At 68.9% G+C, this 19,356-nt stretch carries 18 protein-coding genes and 1 pseudogene; 13 read left to right on the top strand and 6 right to left on the bottom strand.

Annotated features, from left to right (window positions below; genetic code table 11):
• Window positions 1-6 precede the first annotated feature (6 nt).
• Complete coding sequence (locus ASD90_RS00085) at window positions 7-1,434, bottom strand: hypothetical protein (RefSeq protein ID WP_056749945.1); 1,428 nt, start codon at window positions 1,432-1,434, stop codon at window positions 7-9.
• Between the two features lie 256 nt (window positions 1,435-1,690).
• Here ASD90_RS00085 and ASD90_RS23715 point away from each other — a divergent pair, with 256 nt between their 5' ends.
• Window positions 1,691-2,161: an SRPBCC family protein gene (locus tag ASD90_RS23715; protein WP_056749942.1), complete on the top strand. Its 471-nt coding sequence runs from the start codon at window positions 1,691-1,693 to the stop codon at window positions 2,159-2,161.
• A 69-nt stretch (window positions 2,162-2,230) separates the two neighbouring features.
• On the opposite strand, the gene ASD90_RS00075 is transcribed toward ASD90_RS23715, so the two are convergent.
• Both ASD90_RS00075 and ASD90_RS00070 read right to left on the bottom strand, forming a co-directional pair.
• On the bottom strand, window positions 2,231-2,644 hold the full coding sequence (locus tag ASD90_RS00075; RefSeq protein ID WP_056749940.1) for a cupin domain-containing protein: 414 nt from the start codon (window positions 2,642-2,644) through the stop codon (window positions 2,231-2,233).
• Window positions 2,628-3,551 carry a helix-turn-helix transcriptional regulator gene (locus tag ASD90_RS00070; RefSeq protein ID WP_200958509.1) on the bottom strand — a complete coding sequence of 308 codons (924 nt, stop codon included), beginning with the start codon at window positions 3,549-3,551 and terminating at the stop codon, window positions 2,628-2,630. The genes ASD90_RS00075 and ASD90_RS00070 overlap by 17 nt, the downstream gene beginning before the upstream one ends.
• 170 nt (window positions 3,552-3,721) lie before the next feature.
• Between ASD90_RS00070 and ASD90_RS00065 the strand changes: the two genes are divergently transcribed.
• The 8 genes and pseudogenes from ASD90_RS00065 to ASD90_RS00035 all read left to right on the top strand — a co-directional run bounded on the left by ASD90_RS00065 (window position 3,722) and on the right by ASD90_RS00035 (window position 11,485).
• The gene (locus ASD90_RS00065) at window positions 3,722-4,744 is read left to right on the top strand and encodes a zinc-dependent alcohol dehydrogenase family protein (protein ID WP_056749938.1); all 1,023 of its coding nucleotides are present in this window, start codon (window positions 3,722-3,724) and stop codon (window positions 4,742-4,744) included.
• A 2-nt stretch (window positions 4,745-4,746) separates the two neighbouring features.
• Complete coding sequence (locus ASD90_RS00060) at window positions 4,747-5,298, top strand: cyclophilin-like fold protein (protein WP_235506326.1); 552 nt, start codon at window positions 4,747-4,749, stop codon at window positions 5,296-5,298.
• On the top strand, window positions 5,295-5,879 hold the full coding sequence (locus tag ASD90_RS00055; RefSeq protein ID WP_082588376.1) for a sugar O-acetyltransferase: 585 nt from the start codon (window positions 5,295-5,297) through the stop codon (window positions 5,877-5,879). Before ASD90_RS00060 ends, ASD90_RS00055 begins: the two co-directional genes overlap by 4 nt.
• A 360-nt stretch (window positions 5,880-6,239) precedes the next feature.
• Window positions 6,240-6,401, top strand: a pseudogene (locus ASD90_RS24645) (hypothetical protein); the annotation flags it as partial.
• Between the two features lie 34 nt (window positions 6,402-6,435).
• Complete coding sequence (locus ASD90_RS24085; protein ID WP_056749935.1) at window positions 6,436-6,711, top strand: DUF5067 domain-containing protein; 276 nt, start codon at window positions 6,436-6,438, stop codon at window positions 6,709-6,711.
• A gap of 550 nt (window positions 6,712-7,261) precedes the next feature.
• Window positions 7,262-7,924 (top strand): HAD family hydrolase, encoded by a 663-nt coding sequence (locus ASD90_RS00045; RefSeq protein WP_056749932.1) that lies wholly within the window; start codon window positions 7,262-7,264, stop codon window positions 7,922-7,924.
• A gap of 354 nt (window positions 7,925-8,278) precedes the next feature.
• A complete protein-coding gene (locus tag ASD90_RS00040) occupies window positions 8,279-8,530 on the top strand; it encodes a hypothetical protein (protein WP_157622895.1) in 252 nt (83 codons plus the stop codon).
• A gap of 75 nt (window positions 8,531-8,605) precedes the next feature.
• Window positions 8,606-11,485, top strand: coding sequence for an AAA family ATPase (locus ASD90_RS00035; RefSeq protein WP_056749924.1), 2,880 nt, complete (start codon window positions 8,606-8,608; stop codon window positions 11,483-11,485).
• A 288-nt stretch (window positions 11,486-11,773) separates the two neighbouring features.
• Here ASD90_RS00035 and ASD90_RS00030 read toward each other — a convergent pair whose 3' ends face one another.
• Entirely contained in the window at window positions 11,774-12,157 is a 384-nt protein-coding gene (locus tag ASD90_RS00030; RefSeq protein ID WP_056754094.1) for a MerR family transcriptional regulator, read from the bottom strand.
• An 84-nt stretch (window positions 12,158-12,241) separates the two neighbouring features.
• On the opposite strand from ASD90_RS00030, the gene ASD90_RS00025 reads away from it, so the two are divergent.
• From ASD90_RS00025 to ASD90_RS00015, 4 genes are all read left to right on the top strand, one after another.
• Window positions 12,242-13,240, top strand: a complete 999-nt coding sequence (locus tag ASD90_RS00025) for an aldo/keto reductase (RefSeq protein ID WP_056749922.1) — start codon at window positions 12,242-12,244, stop codon at window positions 13,238-13,240.
• Between the two features lie 153 nt (window positions 13,241-13,393).
• Complete coding sequence (locus ASD90_RS00020; protein ID WP_235506324.1) at window positions 13,394-13,978, top strand: isoprenylcysteine carboxylmethyltransferase family protein; 585 nt, start codon at window positions 13,394-13,396, stop codon at window positions 13,976-13,978.
• A 240-nt stretch (window positions 13,979-14,218) separates the two neighbouring features.
• Window positions 14,219-14,380 carry a hypothetical protein gene (locus ASD90_RS23260; protein ID WP_157622893.1) on the top strand — a complete coding sequence of 54 codons (162 nt, stop codon included), beginning with the start codon at window positions 14,219-14,221 and terminating at the stop codon, window positions 14,378-14,380.
• A gap of 284 nt (window positions 14,381-14,664) precedes the next feature.
• Window positions 14,665-15,126 carry an SRPBCC family protein gene (locus ASD90_RS00015; protein ID WP_056749916.1) on the top strand — a complete coding sequence of 154 codons (462 nt, stop codon included), beginning with the start codon at window positions 14,665-14,667 and terminating at the stop codon, window positions 15,124-15,126.
• A gap of 276 nt (window positions 15,127-15,402) precedes the next feature.
• Here the strand turns inward: ASD90_RS00015 and ASD90_RS00010 are convergent, their stop codons facing one another.
• Window positions 15,403-17,247 carry a SulP family inorganic anion transporter gene (locus tag ASD90_RS00010; protein ID WP_056749912.1) on the bottom strand — a complete coding sequence of 615 codons (1,845 nt, stop codon included), beginning with the start codon at window positions 17,245-17,247 and terminating at the stop codon, window positions 15,403-15,405.
• Window positions 17,248-17,863: 616 nt separating this feature from the next.
• On the bottom strand, window positions 17,864-19,093 hold the full coding sequence (locus ASD90_RS00005; RefSeq protein ID WP_056754092.1) for an IS110 family transposase: 1,230 nt from the start codon (window positions 19,091-19,093) through the stop codon (window positions 17,864-17,866).
• Between the last annotated feature and the right edge of the window lie 263 nt (window positions 19,094-19,356).

Here is a 19,356-nt window from a genome sequence, read left to right as displayed (position 1 = left end):
CGGCACTCAAAGCCGGTCGGGAGGGGGCGGGACGACGACGCCGACCACCGTCCCGAGGTCGACGACCGGCGCCCCTGCGGCCGCGATGCGTGCGCACTCCGCGGGGGTACACCACCGCGGCACCACGCCGTCCTGGGCGGCACGCACCATCATCCGAACGGTGCCGGCCGTGATCCGGCCCCTCGTCGTGTTCTGCTCCTTCTTCGGCTGATAGAGCACCACCTGCGGTCGCAGTCCGTCGGATCGCGGCTGCGTGGCCTGCTCCACGAGGGCGGAGTACTCGCGCCGGCTGCCTTGGTGTTCACCGACGTCGGAGCGCCAGGTGAGGACACCGACCACGGTCAGGACGGCCAGGCACGCGACGCCGACCCGTCGCGATCGCGCCGAACCGGCCAGCAGCAGCACCGCGGGCAGGACGATCGCCAGCCACGCCCAGAGCTCACCGCGCGGGTCGGTGTCGATTCCGGTCACGAGAGTCTGCGCGGAGTCGAGGCCGATGACGACCGCGATGGCGAACCACAACCGCACCAGCGCGGGACGGAGCCGAAGGTCGAGGTAGGCGACCGCGGAGGCCGCGACGGCCACGAGACCGCCGGCCCAGACGATGGCCGAGAGTCGGTAGAGGGCGCGCACCGCGCGAAGGGTGTTCACCTTGGCGTCGTAGAGGCTCACCAGAGGGTTCGGGTGCCGCCAGGCGGCGATGCGAAGCCCGAAGTGGTCGAACGCGGCCTTGTTGAGGGCGTACATGACGGCGACGCCGACCGCGTAGGACACGATGAAGCCGATCGCCAGAAGGACGAGCTCTCGCCACGGTCGCACCCCCACGTGCACCACGGCACAGACGAAGAGCACGACCCCGACGGGAGGGTAGCTCAGCACCGACAGGACGGTGACGACGAGCAGCCACGTCCCCAACCGCAACCGGCTGCTGGCCACGTGCGGCAGCGTCCATACCCCGGTGGCAGCGACGAGCATCGACGGGGTCAGTGTTCCCGGCCAGTAGAAGAGGCGCACCCAGATGACCGAGACGAAGAGGGTCAGGCCCAGGAGCGCGTCGACCGCCCAGTGAAGACGCGGGAGCCGCAGCCGCAGCAGGCGCCACAGACCCGCGACGAAGACGACGTATGCCGCCACGTACGTCAGAGAGGCCGACGTCGCCGTGCTGTGCTGGCCGACGACATACCACCACGCCGAGTTCAGCCACCGTCCCTCGTTGAGGTTCTTGGCCACGACCCCGGCCGCGGTGGGCGTGTCCGGAGGCAGCAGGTAGGGCCAGTCGTCGCGGCGGATGAACGGCGCGATGGCCTGGGACACCGCGTCGGTCAGCACGAGTGCGAGGACGAGCACCGCTGTGACGACGAGCCACCGGGGCGGAGGCCAGCCCGGGCGGGTGGTGCGTGCGGTGCCGGTGGCTACCGCGGTCGGTGCCGTCATGGTGCGGACCCGTTCACGGGAGGGAGGAGCGGTGCCTCCACGGTACGCAGGCTCGGGGCGCGAACCGGGCGTCTTCGTGGTCTGCCCAGCGACTTCCCAGCAGACTCCCCGTCGCGGCGCCGGCCGGCGACCCTGCTCGGCAGCCGCCGCGGAGCCGGGGATGTGTGGTCGTCCGCGCCCTTCGCGACGATGCGTGCGGATCACCCCTGACCTGCCTAGGCTCCGGAGTGGTTGCCGCACCGAGCGAGGAGGCGTCATGGCTGGGAGCGTGCTTCGGTTCGAAGCGCAGACGGTGATCCGTCGGTCGGCGAGTGAGGTGTTCGAGCGGCTGGCCGACCTGCCCGGCTATCGGCAGTGGATGCACCGTGACGGTGTGTTCGGTGGCACCGAGCTGACATCGGCGCTGCCGGTGCGGTCCGGCACGACGTACGTGGACCGTACGCGGATGGGTCGCTTCGTCGGGGAGGTGACCGAGCACGTGCCGTCGACGCGCCTCGCGTTCAGCGAGACGTTCAGTATGTTCGGCCACCCGCTGACGCAGGCGCGTCCGAGCTACGTGCTCGAGGTCGACGGCGACTCCACGGTCGTCCACCACACCGCCGAGGCAGAGCTCTACGGCTTCGCTCGCGTGTTCAAGCCCCTCGCGGCGCGGATGGTGACGCGGGAGCGGTCACACACCCTTGCCTCCCTCAAGCGCTCCTTCGAGCCCTCTCCCGAGACCGAGTAGCCGGTCGCCTCCGCGGGCCTGGCTGCTTTCCTTTCGGGGCGGCCGGTGTCGGCGGCAGGTCTGGGTCGGTCAGTCGGAGAGGGAGGGGGCGGCGGCATACTCCTCGTCGGAGACGGGGGTCAGCCAGTGCACGACGTCGTGGTCCGCGTCTCCTTCGTTGATGGCGACGTGCACCATGAGCCGGGTGGGCGCTGCGCCGTGCCAGTGGTCCTCGTCGGCCTCGAAGAGGACGCGGTCGCCGGGACGGATGACCTCGATCGGTCCGCCGCGGCGCTGGCAGAGGCCGACGCCCTCGGTAACGAAGACGGTCTGGCTCAAGGGGTGGCGGTGCCAGTGGGTGCGGGCTCCGGGCATGAAGTGCACGAGGTTGGCCGAGACGCGCGACGGGCTGGGCGCGGCGGCGACCGCGTCGATGTAGACGTCGCCGGTGAACCAGTCGCTCGGGCCCTTGACGGTGTCGACGGAGCTACGGGTGATCTGCATGGGTTTCCTTCTGACTGTTGTGGATCGCGGTGTCGGTGGTCGCGGTGGGGCTCGCGGTGTCGGCGGCCCAGGAGGCGAGCAGCTGGAGGCGCTCGGCCGAGGGCGAGCCGGGCTCGGCGGTGTAGACCATGAGGACGAGGCCGGGCTCGGCCGTGATGGCGAGCTCCTCGTAGGCGAGGGTCAGCTCGCCCACGACGGGGTGGGTGAAGCGCTTGGTGCCAGTGCCGTGGGTGCGCACGTCGTGGGCGCTCCAGAGGCGGCCGAAGACCTCGCTCTGCGTGGAGAGCTCGCCGACGAGGTCCTGCAGGCCACGGTCGTGCGGGTCGCGGCCGGCCTCGGTGCGCATGATGCCGACGCACATCCCGGCGAAGAGCTCCCAGTCCGGGTAGAAGTCGTGCGAGGCCGGGTCGAGGAACTGGAAGCGGGCGAGGTTCGGCAGGSGGCCGCCCTCGCCGATGACGGGCGAGTAGAAGGCGCGGCCGAGCGCGTTGGTGGCGAGCAGGTTCTGGTGGGGGTCGCGCACGAAGGCGACGGCGTCACGGATCGACTCGAGGGCCCACTGCAGGCTGGGCCGGGACGCGGGCTTGCCGGCCGCGCGTCGGCGCGGACGCCCGGACGTGGGTATGCCGTCCGCTGCCCTCGCGAGGTCGAGCAGGTGGGCGCGTTCGGTGTCGTCGAGCTGCAGGGCGCGAGCGACCGCGTCGAGGACGCCGGCCGAGGCGCCGCCGATCTGGCCGCGCTCGAGCCGGGCGTAGTACTCGACGCTGAGCCCGGCGATGGTCGCGACCTCGCTGCGGCGCAGGCCGGGCACGCGTCGGCCGCGGCTGACGGGCAGGCCGACCTGGTCGGGGGTGATGCGGGCGCGGCGGGTCATGAGGAACTCGCGCACCTCTTGGCGGTTGTCCACACCTTCGAGACTAGGCCGCGTCGAGGGGTGGCCGAGCCGTGAGAGGTGCCCTGTCAGTGCGTGCCTCGACAGGGACTTCCTCGAGCTCTCGCCGGGGGCTTCACTCGTGGGGTGGGCCGTTGGCCCGGCGGGCGCCTGCCCGCGAGAAGCGAGCTGAAGGAGTTCACGCGATGCGTGGAGTTGTCATGTACGGACCCGGCGACGTGCGGGTGGAGGAGCGCGAGGACCCGAGGATCATCGAGCCGACGGACGCGATCGTCCGCCTCACGGCGACGTGCATCTGCGGCAGCGACCTGTGGCCCTACCGCGGCGTCGAGCCGGTCGACCACACCCTCATGGGGCACGAGTACGTCGGGGTCGTCGAGGAGGTCGGCTCGGACGTGAGCACTGTCAAAGTGGGCGACTTCGTCGTGGGGTCGTTTGTCATCTCCGACAACACCTGCGAGATCTGCCGGTCCGGATTCCAGTCCAAGTGCGTCCACGCCGAGTTCGTCCACGGCGGGATCGGCACCCAGGCGGAGCGGGCTCGCATCCCGCACGCCGACGGCACGCTCGTGGCGACGCCGGGTCAGCCGGACGAGGACCTCATCCCGTCGCTCCTCGCCGCCTCGGACGTGCTCGGCACCGGCTGGTTCGCCGCCGACGCTGCTCAGGCAGGTCCCGGCAAGACCGTCGCGGTCGTCGGGGACGGAGCCGTCGGGCTGATGGCGATCCTCGCGGCCAAGCAGCTCGGCGCCGACCGGATCATCGCCATGTCGCGCCACCCGGAGCGCCAGAAGCTCGCGCGCCACTACGGCGCGACCGACATCGTCGAGGAGCGCGGCGAGGTCGGGGTCGCCAAGATCAAGGAGCTGACCGGCGGCCTGGGCGCCCACTCCGTCGTCGAGGCCGTCGGCACCCAGGAGGCGTTCATGCAGGCCGTCGGTGCGACCCGTGGTGGTGGACACCTCGGCTACGTCGGCGTCAACCACGACGTGCAGATCCCCGGCATCGAGCTGTTCTTCGCCGGCATCCACACGCTCGGTGGGCCGGCTCCGGTGCGACGCTACCTGCCCGAGCTCATCCAGCTCATCTGGGACCGGAAGATCGACCCCGGCAAGGTCTTCGACCTCACCCTCCCGCTCTCGGAGACTGCCGCCGGCTACGAGGCGATGGACGAGCGCCGGGCGACCAAAGTGCTGCTGACCCTGTGAGCGTGGTGTTGCTGTCGAGCAGGACGCACGGGGCGATGGCGGCTCTCGGGCTGACGACGGTCTTGACCGCGGGCTGTGGCTCGGCGGTCGAGACCGTCGACGGCCGGGAGGCACCCGGCCGCGCGCAGACCATCCCGACCGCCACGACACGGCATACGACATCAAGTTCCGCTCAGTCGACCGACCTCGAGGAGGACCAGATGAAGATCGTGATCACGTTGGGAGAGAGGCGCTTCGGTGCTGTGCTGACCGACAGCGCGGCGTCGCGTGACCTGCTGCGACAGCTGCCGGTGACCGTCGACATGATCGACCACGGCGGGGTGGAGAAGACCGGAGCGCTGCCGTCACCGCTCTCGCTCGACGGGCAGCCCGATGGTGCGGACCCGGACGTGGGGGACGTCGGCTACTACGCCCCCGGCAACGACCTCGTCCTCTACTACGGCGACCAGTCCTACTACCCCGGCATCGTCGTCCTCGGTCGTCTGGACGAGGGCGCCGCTGCGCAGATCGCCGACCAGCGCGGTCCCGTCACGGCGACCGTCGAGGCGAGGTGAACGCGGTGACGCTGGAGGAGTTCCTCGACCACGTGAACAGTAGGCGCCTCATCGAGGGCGGGTCGGAGGCGCACGCGTTCATGCACGAGGCGTCGCAGGAGGCGCTGCTCGTCCTCGCGGAGCTGAACGGCGCCTACCGCTCCCCGGACGAGGTGCGGGCGCTGCTGTCCCGGCTGACCGGACGGGAGGTGGCTGCGTCGGTGACGGTCTTCCCGCCGTTCTACTCCGAGTTCGGCAAGAACCTCACCCTCGGCGAGGGCGTCTTCGTCAACATGGGCTGCCGCTTCCAGGACACCGGTGGCATCACCATCGGCGACGGGACGCTGATCGGGCACGGCAGCACGCTGACGACGCTCAACCACTCGATGGACCCGGCCCGGCGCGCCGACATGGAGCCGGCGCCGGTGAGGATCGGTCGCAACGTGTGGCTGGGAGCAGGCGTCACGGTCGTGCCCGGCGTGACCATCGGCGACGGTGCCGTGATCGGCGCCGGAGCGGTCGTGACCAAGGACGTCCCCGCCGACACCATCGTCGCGGGAGTCCCGGCACGAGTCATCCGTCCGACCGGATTTGCTGGCTGAAGCTGGCGTCGGCAACCGAGGTGTAGGGCTGCTGTCGAATGAGAGCGGGCATTGCCAGGGGCCTGGCTGTCGGCGAAACACGTCACCGAGGTCCGTCAATCCCGACCATTTGTCCGATACCTTGACGCCGGCGCGACCCCGGCTGACACAAGTTCCTGCGGCCGCTGGGTCGGACCGCCCACTCATAGCCCCACTTCGTGGGGCGTAACGGCTGCTCTCCGAGCAGCAGGGAATCAGGGGTTATACGTGAAGAAGTCGCTTTTGCTTACGTGTTCGTTCGCCTCGTTCGCTCTTGTGCTCAGTGGGTGTGGCGGAAGTGCGAGTACAGATAGCAGCGCACCGGGCGCCGTCTCGACGAGCATGGTCGAGAGTTCGAGTCGTGGTGGTTCGTCTCCCACGAGCGATGCTGCTGAAGCTGACGCCTCATTCAAGGACGGCGTGCTCACGACCCCAGATATCCGCATCGAGATCACGAAGCACAAGCTCATCCCGGTCGGGAAGAAGGGAAACGAGTACGGCGAAAAGCCAGTGATCGCGTTCTGGTACAAGACGACGAATGTCAGTGGCCAAAAGGTCGACCCGACGACCCGGCATCCTGCTGACGATCAGGGCCTACCAGGACAACAACCCGAATGCGGAGAACGAGCTCCAAGTCGGTTCTCTACCCGACGACAAGTACTTGGACACTCAAACGGAGGAGATCAAGAAGGGCGGCACGGTCGAAAATGCGGTTGCGTTCGAGCTTGACGACGTCAAGACGCCTGTCGACCTCGTGGCGTCAACCGATCTCGGCACGACTGAGATCGGCAAGGTCACGTACCAGTTGAAGTGATCGGCGCCTGGCTCGATTTGGTGCTCGCCGCGGGGGTCGGAATCTTCCGTCATCCCAGCGCGTCCAACGGCTGATCCGTATGCGGTGAACCGCGTCAGTCTCAGGCGACGACGCTGTCCAAGCGGGTCGCGGCAGACATTCCTGTTCACTTGGCCTCCATGAAGGCGTTTGCAGCACGCGATAGAGGGCATGTTGGGGATTATGCGTCTGCGGGATCACAACAAGGGGGACCTCGCCCTGACGGCACTGACGCTGGTCGTCGCCGCGGCGGCAGCTGCCAGCGAAGCAGCCCGCTGGGCAGCTCGCCGCCATCGTCGACGACAACCCTCCGCGCAGTCGATGCGTCCCACGACGAAGTAGGCCGGCAGCCCTGAGCCGACGGCACCATCGAAAGCGGCCTTCCGCGGCCAAGTGCGCCGGTGCTACCCGTTGAATACGTACGCGCACGGCATGCGGGCGCAAACCACCCGCCTTCCAGTCGGCGATGTGACGCATCTGGGACCGCGGTCGCGAGGCTGGTAGCGGCTGCCCCGCGGGGTAAGAAGGTGACATGGCGGATACGGCGATCTTCGATGTCGACGGCACTCTCGTGGACACCAACTACCAGCATGCCTTGGCGTGGTTCCGCGCCCTGCGCCGCTATGACATCACCCTGCCGATGTGGCGCATCCACCGCGGCATCGGGATGGGTGGGGACCAGTTCGTCTCGGCGGTCGCCGGACGGCAGGCCGAGGAGGCGCACGGGGACGACCTGCGCGAGGCGTGGGCGGAGGAGTTCGACGAGCTGATCGGCGAGATCCAGCCTTTCGAGGGCGCGCACGAGCTGCTGGCCGAGGTCAAGGAGCGCGGCTTCCGGCTGGTGCTTGCCAGCTCGGGCAAGTCCCAGCACGTCGAGGCCTTCCTCGACCTCATCGACGGCAAGTCCCTGGCCGATGCCTGGACGACCTCGGACGATGTGGAGAAGAGCAAGCCCGAGCCGGACATCGTGGCGGCGGCGCTGGCCAAGGTCGAGGGCGCCGGCGCCATCATGGTGGGCGACTCGATCTACGACGCCCAGGCGGCGGCCAAGCTCAGCATTCCGACCCTCGGGGTCCGCACGGGCGGCTTCTCCGTCGGTGAGCTGCAGGAGGCCGGCGTCCTGCAGGTCTTCGACTCGCTGGTGGCCTTCCGTTACGCCCTGGATGGCACCCCGTTGGCTCGCGCCAGCCGCTGAGCGTGGCAGGTGGGCCCGTTCCCGGCCCTGCGCCGTCAACCGCCCGGGCCAAGACCGCATCTGGCTTGCCCGCGCCTCTGGACGCAGCATGGGAGAACGCGCCAGAAGGCCATGCAAAGCATCGACGAAGCACCACACGCGGCGAAACGACGCGCTTGGCGAGTGTCGCTCGAAGGGCATCAGGTCGCGGCGTTCCCGAATTCTGCTAGGTCATCCTTCGTCGCGGCCGCTCTGGAGACCTACGGAGGCGGCCGGTCAGCTGTAGTAGTTCTCCCGATGTGCGAGGGGCGCTCGGCGCGAATGGTGGAGGTGTTGGCGGAAAAGCCGCCACACCTGACAAGGAGCACCAGGCTCATGAACACTCGCCACCTCGCCGCCGGTCTGCTGGCGGCAACTGCCTTCGCGGCTTCCGCTGGATCCGCCAACGCCACCGGCATGTCGCAGCCGATGCCGGAACCTAGCGGAACCGCTGCGGTACAGGCTGCATCAGCCGTCCGGGACTCGCTGATGAAGGACCTGCTGGCCGAGTACGCCACCAGCCACCGGCGATCGGTGCACAACGAGATCGTCCTGGCCGGGAACGTCCCTGCTTCCGTTGCCTTCTGACACCACCCGCACGTGGGTGCTCGTACGCTGAGGGCAGTGTGGGCGGATCCGTCCGCGCCCGTTGTGGAGTCGCCGATGGCCAGGACGTTCGAGCTGGAACAACCCCTCGGCCGGGACGAGGAGATCGTCCTGGCCGATGGCCTCCTCCGCGCCACCCTTGCCGACGCGGGTTCGGCCGACCCCCACGTCCGTGCCCTGCTCGTGGGCGGCGACGCCGGCATCGGGAAGACCACGCTCGTTCATGCTCTAGGCGCCCGGGCAGCGGCGCTCGATCTTGGCTTCACGGTCGGTCACTGCCTGGACCTGGCGACAGGGCCGCCGTTCGATCCCGTCACCGAGGCATTGAGGGCGATCGTCAAGCACAGCGGAACCCGGCTGGAGGTTGTTCCGGGGCCGGCCCGATGGCTCGCCGCCGGCGAGCCGTCGTCGTCGGAGGGCTCCCTCGAGAGCCTGCTGCTGGCCACCGAGGCGCTTGCCCGGGCCGCGCCGTTCGTCCTCGCGCTCGAGGACCTGCACTGGGCCGACACCACGGTCCGCGACTTCACCCTGGCACTGCTGCGCACCTGCCGCGCCCCGCTGCTGCTCGTCGTGACGCTCCGCACCGACGAGCTGACCCGGCGGCACCCGGTGCGGCCGCTGCTGCTCGAGCTGACCCGGAGCCCGGCCACGACCCGAGCCGACCTCGAAGGCCTCGACACGGACGGCGTCGCACAGCTGGCCCAGCGGCGCACCGGTCATACCCTGCCGGCCCTGGCCGTGAGCCAGCTGCTGGAGCGCTCGGCCGGCAACCCACTCCACGTGGAGGAGCTGCTCAGCGCCGCTGACATCGCGGTCCCCCTGCTGCTGCACGACCTGCTGCTGCGCCACGCCGACAAGCTCTCGACAGGATCGGCTCGACTCGCCCGGCTCGCTTCGGTCGGCGGCAGCACGATCGACGTCGAGGTCCTGCGTGAGGCTTCCGGCCTGCCCGACCCACAGTTCCAGACGGCGCTTCAGGAGGCGCTCGACGCCAACGTCATCGTCCGGGTCCGGGACCGCTTCACGTTCCGGCACGCCCTGCTGCGTGAGGCGATCCACGACGACGTGCTTCCCCATGAGCGTTCCAAGATGCACGCCGCCTACGCGGCCGCGCTGCGTGGTCGCGTCGAGTCGGGGACGACCGCCGAACGGTGGCAGTTCGGTGCCGCGCTCGCACTCCACGCATACGCCGGCCACGACATCCCGCTGACCTTCCGGGCCTCGGTGTGGGCAGGGCTGGCCGGCAAGCAGTACGGCGCGGCCGGCGCAGCGGACCACTTCGAGCGTGCCCTCGAACTCTGGGACCGGGTGCCCGACGCCGGGGCCGTGACCGGTCTCGTCGAGGCAGACCTACCTCGGCTCGCCGCGAAGGTGCTCGCCAACGAAGGCGTTGGGGACCGCGTGCAGGACCTGCTGCGGCGGGCGGTCGCGCTGCTCGATCCGTACGGTGACCCCCTTGCTGCCTGCCGCGTGTACACAGCAGTCGGCAGCAGCTGGGGCGAGGTCCCTGAGCTGATCAGCAGAGCGGAGGCGCTGGAGCGTGCGATCACCCTTGCAGGTGACGAGCCCAGTCGTGAGCTTGCCGAGGCACTCATCGCGAGCTCGTTCCACCACAGCAACCTGGAGGAGTACGGTCTCGCCCTGAGATTGGCGTCCAGGGCCATTTCGGTGGCCGACACCCTCGGGGCAAAAGACCTGCTCGCGGAGGCTCGGTGGGAGCTGGCCGACCCGTTGTTCAATCTCGGCCGCTGCGCCGAGGCGTTGACTGTCTACCGCGACGCGGTCAAGTCGGCGCAGGCCGCCGACGAACCGGGCATGAGCCTGGAGGCGCGTGGGGAGCTCGCGTACTTCATGGTCATCTGTGGCCTCGTCGACGACGGACTGGCGCTGGCCAGGCAGGTCCGGACGGATGCCGAGCGCGCCGGGCTGCCCCGCTTCGTGGCCTTCGGTGCTGAGCAGGAGGTGGAATGGCTCGTCTGGGACGGGCGGTTCGCCGACGCAGAAGCCCTGTTCGAGGAAGCCTGCCTCCCCGCCAAGCAGGACTACCGCGATCGATGGATGCGGGTCACCCTCCTGCTCGCGCGGGGGGAGGCACGCTCGGCTCTGGCGATCGAGGAAGAGGGCATCGCTGCCGGGACCGCCCAGCCGGGAGTTGGCCACTCTCCGCGCCTCATCGACGCCTGCGAGGAGGTGTCGGACCACCAGCGCATGCTGGCCACGGCACAGGCCCTCTTGGCGACGACCGCACACACCGACTCGCCGCTGCGGCTGGCTCTAGCAGCCAGCTGCTCGTACCGCGCCATGGTCGCTGCCCGCGCTGCGGGCGTCCCGCCAGCTGAGGACCTGATCCGGACGGCTGCCGACGCCCTCGACGTCGCTCAGCGTCACGCGACCTCGGAATGGTCCCAAACCTGGTACGGCATGCACCTGGCCCTCGCTGAAGCGTTTGAGGCGCAGCTCGCTTGTCTTCCGGCGATCGCGCAATGGCGCGGTGCGGCCGAGCTCGCGTCACGCTTCGGTCGCTACACGGCACTCCGCCCTCAGCTGGAACTGGCTCGAGAGCTGCTCGCGCACGGCGCACGCGAGGAAGGAAAGGAGATCCTCATCCGGCTCCGTCACGACGCGCACGCCATGGGAGCGCGCTGGTATGAAGAGCAGGCGACCCTTGCCGCCCGTCGGTTCCGCGTGCCGCTCCCGCAGGTTGACGCCCGAGCCGGGCCGCTGAACGTGCTTACCCGACGCGAACGCGAAGTCCTCGACCTCGTCAGCACCGGCGCCACCGACCGGGCCATCGCCACAGCCCTGTTCATCACCGAGAAGACAGCCAGCACCCACGTCGGAAGAGTGCTCGCCAAACTCGGCGTCGCCAACCGCGGTCAGGCCGCAGCGGTCGCTCGGGCGGCTGACGGCGCGACCACCGCGCGCGACGAACGATGACCATGCGCCCAGCCAAGTGCCACCCGCCGGCTGCGCTGCCAATGTCACGGCCGGCTCTGCCGCCGTCGCGTGGCCAACTGGCAGGGTGATGACGAATGGTGATTGGCGTCGAAGTGGGTCGTTGAAGCGCTCAGCCGGTACGCAGGCCTGACTCCGAGGCGGCGTAGCGCCACCCCGATCCGGCAGAAGCAGAAGGGCCGCCACCCCAGCATCGAACGCTACGAGATGAAGAGCGAGCGGGTGATCCCGGTCGTCTACCTCACCCGTCGCTGAACCGGACGTCGTAGGTCACGGGAGCCGCGAGCGGTACCACTCGAGCTTGCCCTCGACACGTTCGAGGTTTGCCTGCAGCTCCCGGATCTGGCGCAGCACCTCGGTCCGGTGCTCTTCGAGCAGCTCGATGCGGGCACCGATGGTCGCGTCGTCGTCCTCGCCCACGAGCGTGGCGAACTCCCGCATCCGCCGGATCGGCATGCCCGTCTCGCGGAGGCACGTGAGCACGCTGATCCACTCGAGGTCGCTCTCGAAGTAGCGGCGATGGCCGCTCGGGGTGCGTTCCGTACGGAGCAGGTCCTCGCGCTCGTAGTACCGGAGGGTGTCGATGCTGACCCCAGCCTCTCGCGCGGCCTCACCGACGCGGAGGCCGGCGCCGTCCTTGCGCGTCGTCGTCATCGGTCCACCGTAGAGGTGAGGGTCGACGAATGGTCCGTTCAAGGGCTTGATCTGGTGCGCGCTCAAGGATCTAGCGTCGTTGACATGACGACATCTGAGAACACCATCACGACCCGGCGAACCCTCGGCCGCAGTGGCATCGACGTGAGCGCCCTCGGGGTCGGCTGCTGGGCCATCGGCGGTCCGTGGACGATGGACGGCCAGCAGGCGGGCTGGGGCGAGGTCGACGACGACGAGTCGGTCCGCGCGCTCCATGCGGCGATGGCCGGCGGGGTCACCTTCTTCGACACCGCCGCCAACTACGGGGCCGGCCACAGCGAGGTCGTGCTCGGTCGCGCCGTTGCCGACCGGCGTTCCGACGTCGTGCTCGCCACGAAGTTCGGCTACGCCGTGGACGAGGCCGGCAAGAGCGTCAGCGGCGTCGACGTCACGCCGGACGCGGTGCGACGGTCATGTGCCGAGAGCCTTCGACGCCTGGGCACCGACTGGATCGACCTCTTCCAGCTGCACGTCGGCGACCTCGAACCCGCCCGGGCCGAGGACGTGCGCGCCGTGCTCGAGGGGCTCGTCGACGAGGGCACTATCCGCGCGTACGGATGGAGCACCGACGATGTGGATCGCGCCCGCGTCTTCGCAGCGGGTCCGCGCTGCGCGTCCGTCCAGCACCAGCTCAACGTGCTCGAGGACAACCCCGCCATGCTCGACTTCTGCGAGAGCGAGAACCTCGCCAGCATCAACCGCGGGCCCTTGGGGATGGGCGTGCTCACCGGCGCCTACGACGGCGGGGCGAGGCTCTCGGCCACCGATGTCCGCGCGACAGGTGCGGCTTGGATGAAGTACTTCATCGACGGCAGGCCGAACCCGGAGTGGCTGGCCCGGGCTGCCGCGATTCGCGAGGTCATCACGTCCGGTGGGCGCACTCCCGCCCAGGGGGCGCTCGCTTGGATCTGGGGACGGAGCCCGGCCACCGTCCCTATCCCCGGAGTCCGCACCGTGGCGCAGGCCGAGGCAAATGCCGCGGCGCTGCAGCACGGCCCGCTGACGCAGGTGCAGATGGCGGAGGTCGCGCGCCTGCTCGCCTGAGGACGCGGCGCGCTGGGGCTGCACACCCCAGCCAGAATGGTCGACAGGCGGCGGGGTGACGCCCGGTCGTCAACGCGGGCATCAGCGCATGGACGGACGTCTCGTCCTCCGCGCGGCATGCCCGGACACGCTATGACTGGCAGACTGGTTCGCGTGGCGACGGCCTGGATTCAACAGGAAGCCTGGGCTCGGCTGGTGTTCGGCATCAGCGTCGCTGCATTCGCTGTAGGCGAGTTCTCTCAGGTGGTGAAATGGCGTCGCGGTGCCTCGCGCACGGACGTCCGAGGTGAAGTGGTGTTCCGGGTGATCTTCTTCGCGGGCATCCTCATGCTGCCGCTCGCCCAGGCCCTGGTGCCCGAAGCTGTACTCGATGGTGCCGGGGTGTTCGTACTGGGAACAGTGATCGGTTGGCTCGGCCTACTGCTGCGGTGGTGGTCGTTCGCCACCTTGGGCACGTACTTCACGACCGTGGTGAAGACTTCTTCCGATCAGGTGGTCGTCGAACGCGGCCCCTATCGGATACTGCGGCACCCCAGCTACACCGGCCTACTCGCGGCGTTCGTCGGCTGTGGCCTGATGCTCGGCAACTGGGTGGGCACCGCTGCTTGCTTCCTTCTGATCCTGGTTGGGCTCATCTACCGACTTCTGCGCGAGGAGCACGCGATGATCGACAGTCTTGGAGACGCGTATCTGGACTTCGCGAAGGACCGTGCGCGGCTGGTCCCCTTCGTCTGGTGACGAGCAGATCTGGGTGGCAAGCGACGTCAGAATGTTCCAATGGAGCCGACCGCTAACGGGCATGCGGGGGAGACGCCCTTCAGGCGGCGGAATGACACGCCTTCGCGACGAGTGCCCGAACGAGCGACTCTCGCTACCTGGGCGGTCGACGGGTTCGGACCGACGGCCGCCTCCGGGGCACACGCGATCGACCTCCAGGCTCAGTGTGGGGACTGGCCCACGCAGACGTAACGTGTCGGGGTGATGTTCGGCCGAGACGTTCGCGACGCGGTGGCGCGGCGCGAGTTCACCCTCTCGATCCGGCGGTGGAGCCGCCCGCAGGTCAAGGTCGGTGGCCGCTACCTGAGCGCCGGCCTCGTCATCGAGATCGACCTCCTTCGAGGTTCTGCTTCTGCGCCGTGACCGATGACGATGTACGCGCCTCGGGCGAGGCCATCTGGAGGCGCTCCGGACCGGGCCGCTCACCCGCGGCCGGTCCACGACGGCCCTATGGTCATCCGGGTTGAGGTCCGTGTGGTGTAACCCCAGCGGCCTCGTCGGGGTTCCCACACGCTGCCAGCGGTTCCAGCGGTTGTGGTGGCGGGTCGGCAGTCGTGCCCGGCGATGTCGGAGGCCAACCGCTGGCAGTGAAACGGGCCGCGGTCAGGTGGCACCCTTCGAGGGGCATCGAGTGTTTGGATGGACCCATGGCCAGCCAAGGCGAAGTTGGGCGTGTCGTGAGCGCCAGCCGCGATATTGCTGCGGGAACCGCCCGGATCTTCGAGCTCATCGCAGATCCGACCCAACAGCCGCGCTGGGATGGCAACGACAACCTGTCTCGGGCACCCGCCGGTCAAAGAGTCCACGCCGTCGGTGATGTCTTCACCATGACAACCACCAAGGGCAACATCCGAGAGAACCACGTGGTCGAGTTCGTCGAGGGCCGACGAATCGCCTGGGTCCCCGCTGAGCCGGGTCAGGAGCCGCCGGGACACCTGTGGCGATGGGAGTTGCAGCCAATCACGTCATCGCGTACGCGCGTCACCCACACCTACGACTGGACACGGTTGTCCGACGATGACCGGCGGATCCCGCGCGCTCAGGCGACCACAACCGAGAGGCTGATGGCGTCGCTCGATCGACTCGCTGAGCTCGCTCAGAGTGAATGACCCGACGCTGCGGCCCACCCTCATCTTCGGGCCCAACGCATGCCCTTCACGCCCTACGTGCGCGACAGCGGATCGTACGGCGCGCAGTCTGCTGCTACCGGCTCTCGGCATTATGTGCGGAAAGTCGGTGCGGCCGACAGGCGGCGATATGACGCATGAGTCATGACTTCAGCCGGCGGGTACTGGGAGGGGCACCACGCAGATCGAACGTCACCATCGCCCGAGGCTCTCAACCAGGCCAGGCTGGTTGAGGATCTCCCTCGGGCACGGCGTTCACTATGACCCCTGCTCGTTCGGCGGGGCTGGACCCGGGTCGCGGGCGACGATGTGTTCCTCGCCGTCTGCGTCGAGGGGTTCGTCGGCCAGCGCTCCGCCGGCGGGTGGCACCCCGTCGTGGGCAGGGAGGTCGAGCAGGCCGTGCACTCGACGTGCCTCACGCACGCCCTGAGAGATGCTGTGCCACAGGTGGTCTTCGCCGAGATCGGGGATCAGTCCGGAGCGGCGCAGCGCCTTGCGGACCGGCCACATGACCCGGACGAGGAAGAGGTCGACATCCCGTCGTACCAGGGCAGCCCGGAGGTCCGCGAGGGCGTCCGCGCTGGTCGTGTCCATCTGGTTGGTCGCCTCCAGGTCGAGGACCAGAGCGCGCGTAGCCGGTGTGGAGTCAATCAGGGCGAGGATGCTGTCGTTGGCCGGCGCCGCCGTGACCCAGAAGAGCGGCACGTCGAGGCGAAGCACGATCACCCCGGGGTACGTCGAGCGCTCAGCATGGTTGCGGGTGCTCCCCCATGCTGCCTTCTCATCGGGCACTTTGCCCATCACTTCGACGTCGACCCTGGTGGAGCGGAAGACCAGGCCGATCACCGATCCGGCCACGGCGAGTAAGAGGCCATTCAGGGGGCCGAACGCCAGCACGCCCGCCGCAGCGATGACGGCGGCGACGATGTCGTTGCGGCGCACCACTCTGTAGCGGGCCATGGCCTCGAAGTCCATGAGCTTCCACACCGCGTTTACCACGATCGCGCTCAACACCGCCCGTGGGAGCACCGACAGCGCGGGGGCGATGGCGACGATGACAACCACGGCCAGCCCCGCCGCAGCCAGCCCGGTCAGCTGCGTCCGCCCGCGGGCGTCACTGACCGCAGCCGTCTTGGACAGGCTCCCGGCCACGCCGAGCCCACCGAACAGGCCGGACGCGACGTTGGCCGCGCCGGAGGCGAGCAACTCCTGGTCGGCGTCGATCCGGTAGGCCCCCCGTGCCGCGAAGAGGCGTGCCGCGCTCAGGCCCTCTGCCAGGCCCACGAGGGCTAGTGCCGCTCCGGCGGTGAGTAGGCCGGCCAAATCGGCGGGGTCGACGGCAGGTATGCCGGGCCTCGGCAGCCCACGCGGGACCGGGCCGACAACCTCAACCCCGCGTGCCTGAAGATCCAGCGCCGCCGACGCCGCAAGGCTGCCGAGCAGGACCAACAGACCCCAAGGGAACTTCGGAAGCAGACGGTGCCCGCCAAAGAGGACCACGAGCGAGACCGCCGACACGGCCACAGTCGTGAGGTCGGCCTCGCCGCGAGTGACGCTCGAACCCAGGGCACTTACCCGTTCGATCACCTTCCCTGTCGGCGTCGACACCCCGACCAGGTGGGGCACTTCGTTGAGGATGACAAGCAGGGTCAGTCCGAGGACGAAGCCTGTGACGATTGGCTTGGACAGGAACTCTGCCATCCACCCAACCCGGACGAAGCCCGCAGCGACGAGCACCAGCCCTGAGCCGAGCGCCAGTGCGGCCGTGTATGACGCTGCTTGCGCCGTACCTGCGACCCCGAAGCTGGCCAGAAGGGACCCGGACAGCACGGACACCGTCGACACCGGGCCCACGACGAGCTGTCGGGACGAGCCGAACACGGCATATGCCACGAGCGCCACCGGGAGCGCGTAGAGGCCGACCTCAACGGGAGCACCTGCGATCGACGCGTAACCGAGAGCCTGCGGAATCGCGAGCGCCGCCACCACCGCGCCGGCGATGAGGTCTCCGCGCAGCCACGCAGCCTGGTAGCGCGGCAGCCAGCGGACCATGGGAACCCGGCGCCAGCGGCCCTCCGAGAGTGCCATCGTGTCATCGCTCACCCGTGCTACCTCGTTCTGCCAGGTGTGCTGCAAACGCTACCGGAGCGGATCCATGGCACCCGAGCAAATGGGCTACCCGGCGGATAGACGCGGCCGCCGAGGCCTACAAGTCTCGCTCGTACGCAAGCATGAGGGACCCGCCCTCGCCTTCGGTCCGGCGGAACCCGGCTGCTTCGTAGAGGAGTTGTGCCAGACGGTCGTCCTCACTGGTGACCACCAGGGCGTAGCCGACGTCGTCGTGACCATGCCGCCACAGCTCGTGGATCACCGGCCAGATTCGCAGACGCGCGGCGCGGCCCGGCCGATCGCGCAACCCTGTCTGTCACTGAGTTGCGCCCGGGGGACCGCAGGCCATCCGTCTGAAAGGGGGGCTGCTGCTCAAATCGTTGATCAGGCACCCTTCGCCGCTGCGCCTGACCCCGGTGCGGATTCGCATCATGCCAAGCGGCGTCACGCGGCGAATAGACGCACCTCCCCGACTCACGGATCGCGGCAGACATCCCAGGTTCTGGTTGTGTCAAGTGGTGGAGGCGATGATGTGACTCCAGGCGGTGCCCTCGTCGTAGAGGGATCCGGTTTTGAGGCANCGCGGCAGACATCCCAGGTTCTGGTTGTGTCAAGTGGTGGAGGCGATGATGTGACTCCAGGCGGTGCCCTCGTCGTAGAGGGATCCGGTTTTGAGGCAGCCGTGAAGGATGCCGACCCATCGGTTCGCCAGCTGACGCAGGGCGGCTTGGTGCCCGGTGCCGCGGGCTCGGAGCTGCTGGTAGTAGGACTTGGCGCCGGCGGAGCCGCGCATCGAGGAGAACGCCCATTGCTGTGCGGCGTCGCCCAGTCGTTTGTTGCGCGCGTAGCGGGCCATCACGACCTTCTTGGTGCCGGATGCCTTGGTGATCGGTGCTGTTCCGGCGTAGGCCTTGCGGGCCTTGGCGTCGACGTATCTGGCGGCGTCATCCCCGAACTCGCCGAGCACCCGGGCGGCCAGGACGGTGCCCAGCCCCGGCAGGCTGGTGAGGATCTCAGCGGCCGGGTGCTGGCCAAAATGCTCGGCCACCACCTGCTCGAGGGAGTCAACCTGGGTGTTCAGGGTGGAGATCAGAGCGACCTGAGCCCTCACCGCAGCCGCGTATGCCGCTTGGACCGGTCCCGGCTGACGCAGCTCGTGCGCCCGAAGCACCGCCATCGTCTGCTCGGCGCGTTCCTCGGGGTTGCGTCGCCGTGCCCGGGTGACTGCCGCAAGGATCGTGCGGCGGGTCATGCGCGCCGCCGTGTCAGGGTCCGGGGCCTTGGCCAAGATCTCCAGCGCGTCCGGGGCGTCAAGCTCCGAAAACGCCTGCAGCGCAGCGGGAAAGAACTCCCGCAGCGTCGAGCGCAACYGCAGCACATGCCTGGTGCGTTCCCACACCAGGTTCTGGTGCATCCGGGCGGCGAGCTTGACGCCCTCGGCCAAGGCGCTGTCCCCGGCGACGCTGCGGTGATGGGCACGGTCCAACCGAACGATCTCGGCCAGCAGATGCGCATCGGCAGCATCGGACTTCGCCCCCGACGTGGAATGCCGCTGGCGATACCGCGCCGCGGACAGCGGGTTGATCGCGTACACCGTGTACCCGGCGGCGACCAGCGACGCCACCCACGCCTCCCGCTCGGTCTCGATCCCGATCACTACCTGCGGCGTGGGATCGAGGTCATCCTTCGGGTCGGGCAGGAACTCAGCGATCAACGCATGCAGGCGCGTCACGCCCACACGCCCTTCAGGCAGTCGCCGCCGGGCCAACACCCTCCCGCCCTCGTCGACCAGCTCGACATCGTGGTGATCCTCAGCCCAGTCATCTCCAACGAACAGCATCGGCTTTGCCTCCTGGTGCCTCAGCCCTGACAGGTCAGCAGCGCGGAGGAGACGCCCGGCGATCTCATGGCCCAAGTGCTCACCGAAACCATCTCGGGGCACGTCATCCCAGCAGCGGTCACCATCTCCTCACGACCGACGGGCGCACAGTCTGCCGCCAGACCTCGAAGGCCAGAAAAGTATGAGTGCTGACCCGCCAGCCGCTACCGGAACCGAGCCTCCCAGCAACACCAGGCACCCGGCTAGAACCCATGAGATGAGTG

It is taken from the genome of Terrabacter sp. Root181 (assembly GCF_001428505.1).
GTDB lineage: Bacteria > Actinomycetota > Actinomycetes > Actinomycetales > Dermatophilaceae > Terrabacter.
This window is presented reverse-complemented; position numbering and strand designations above follow the sequence as displayed.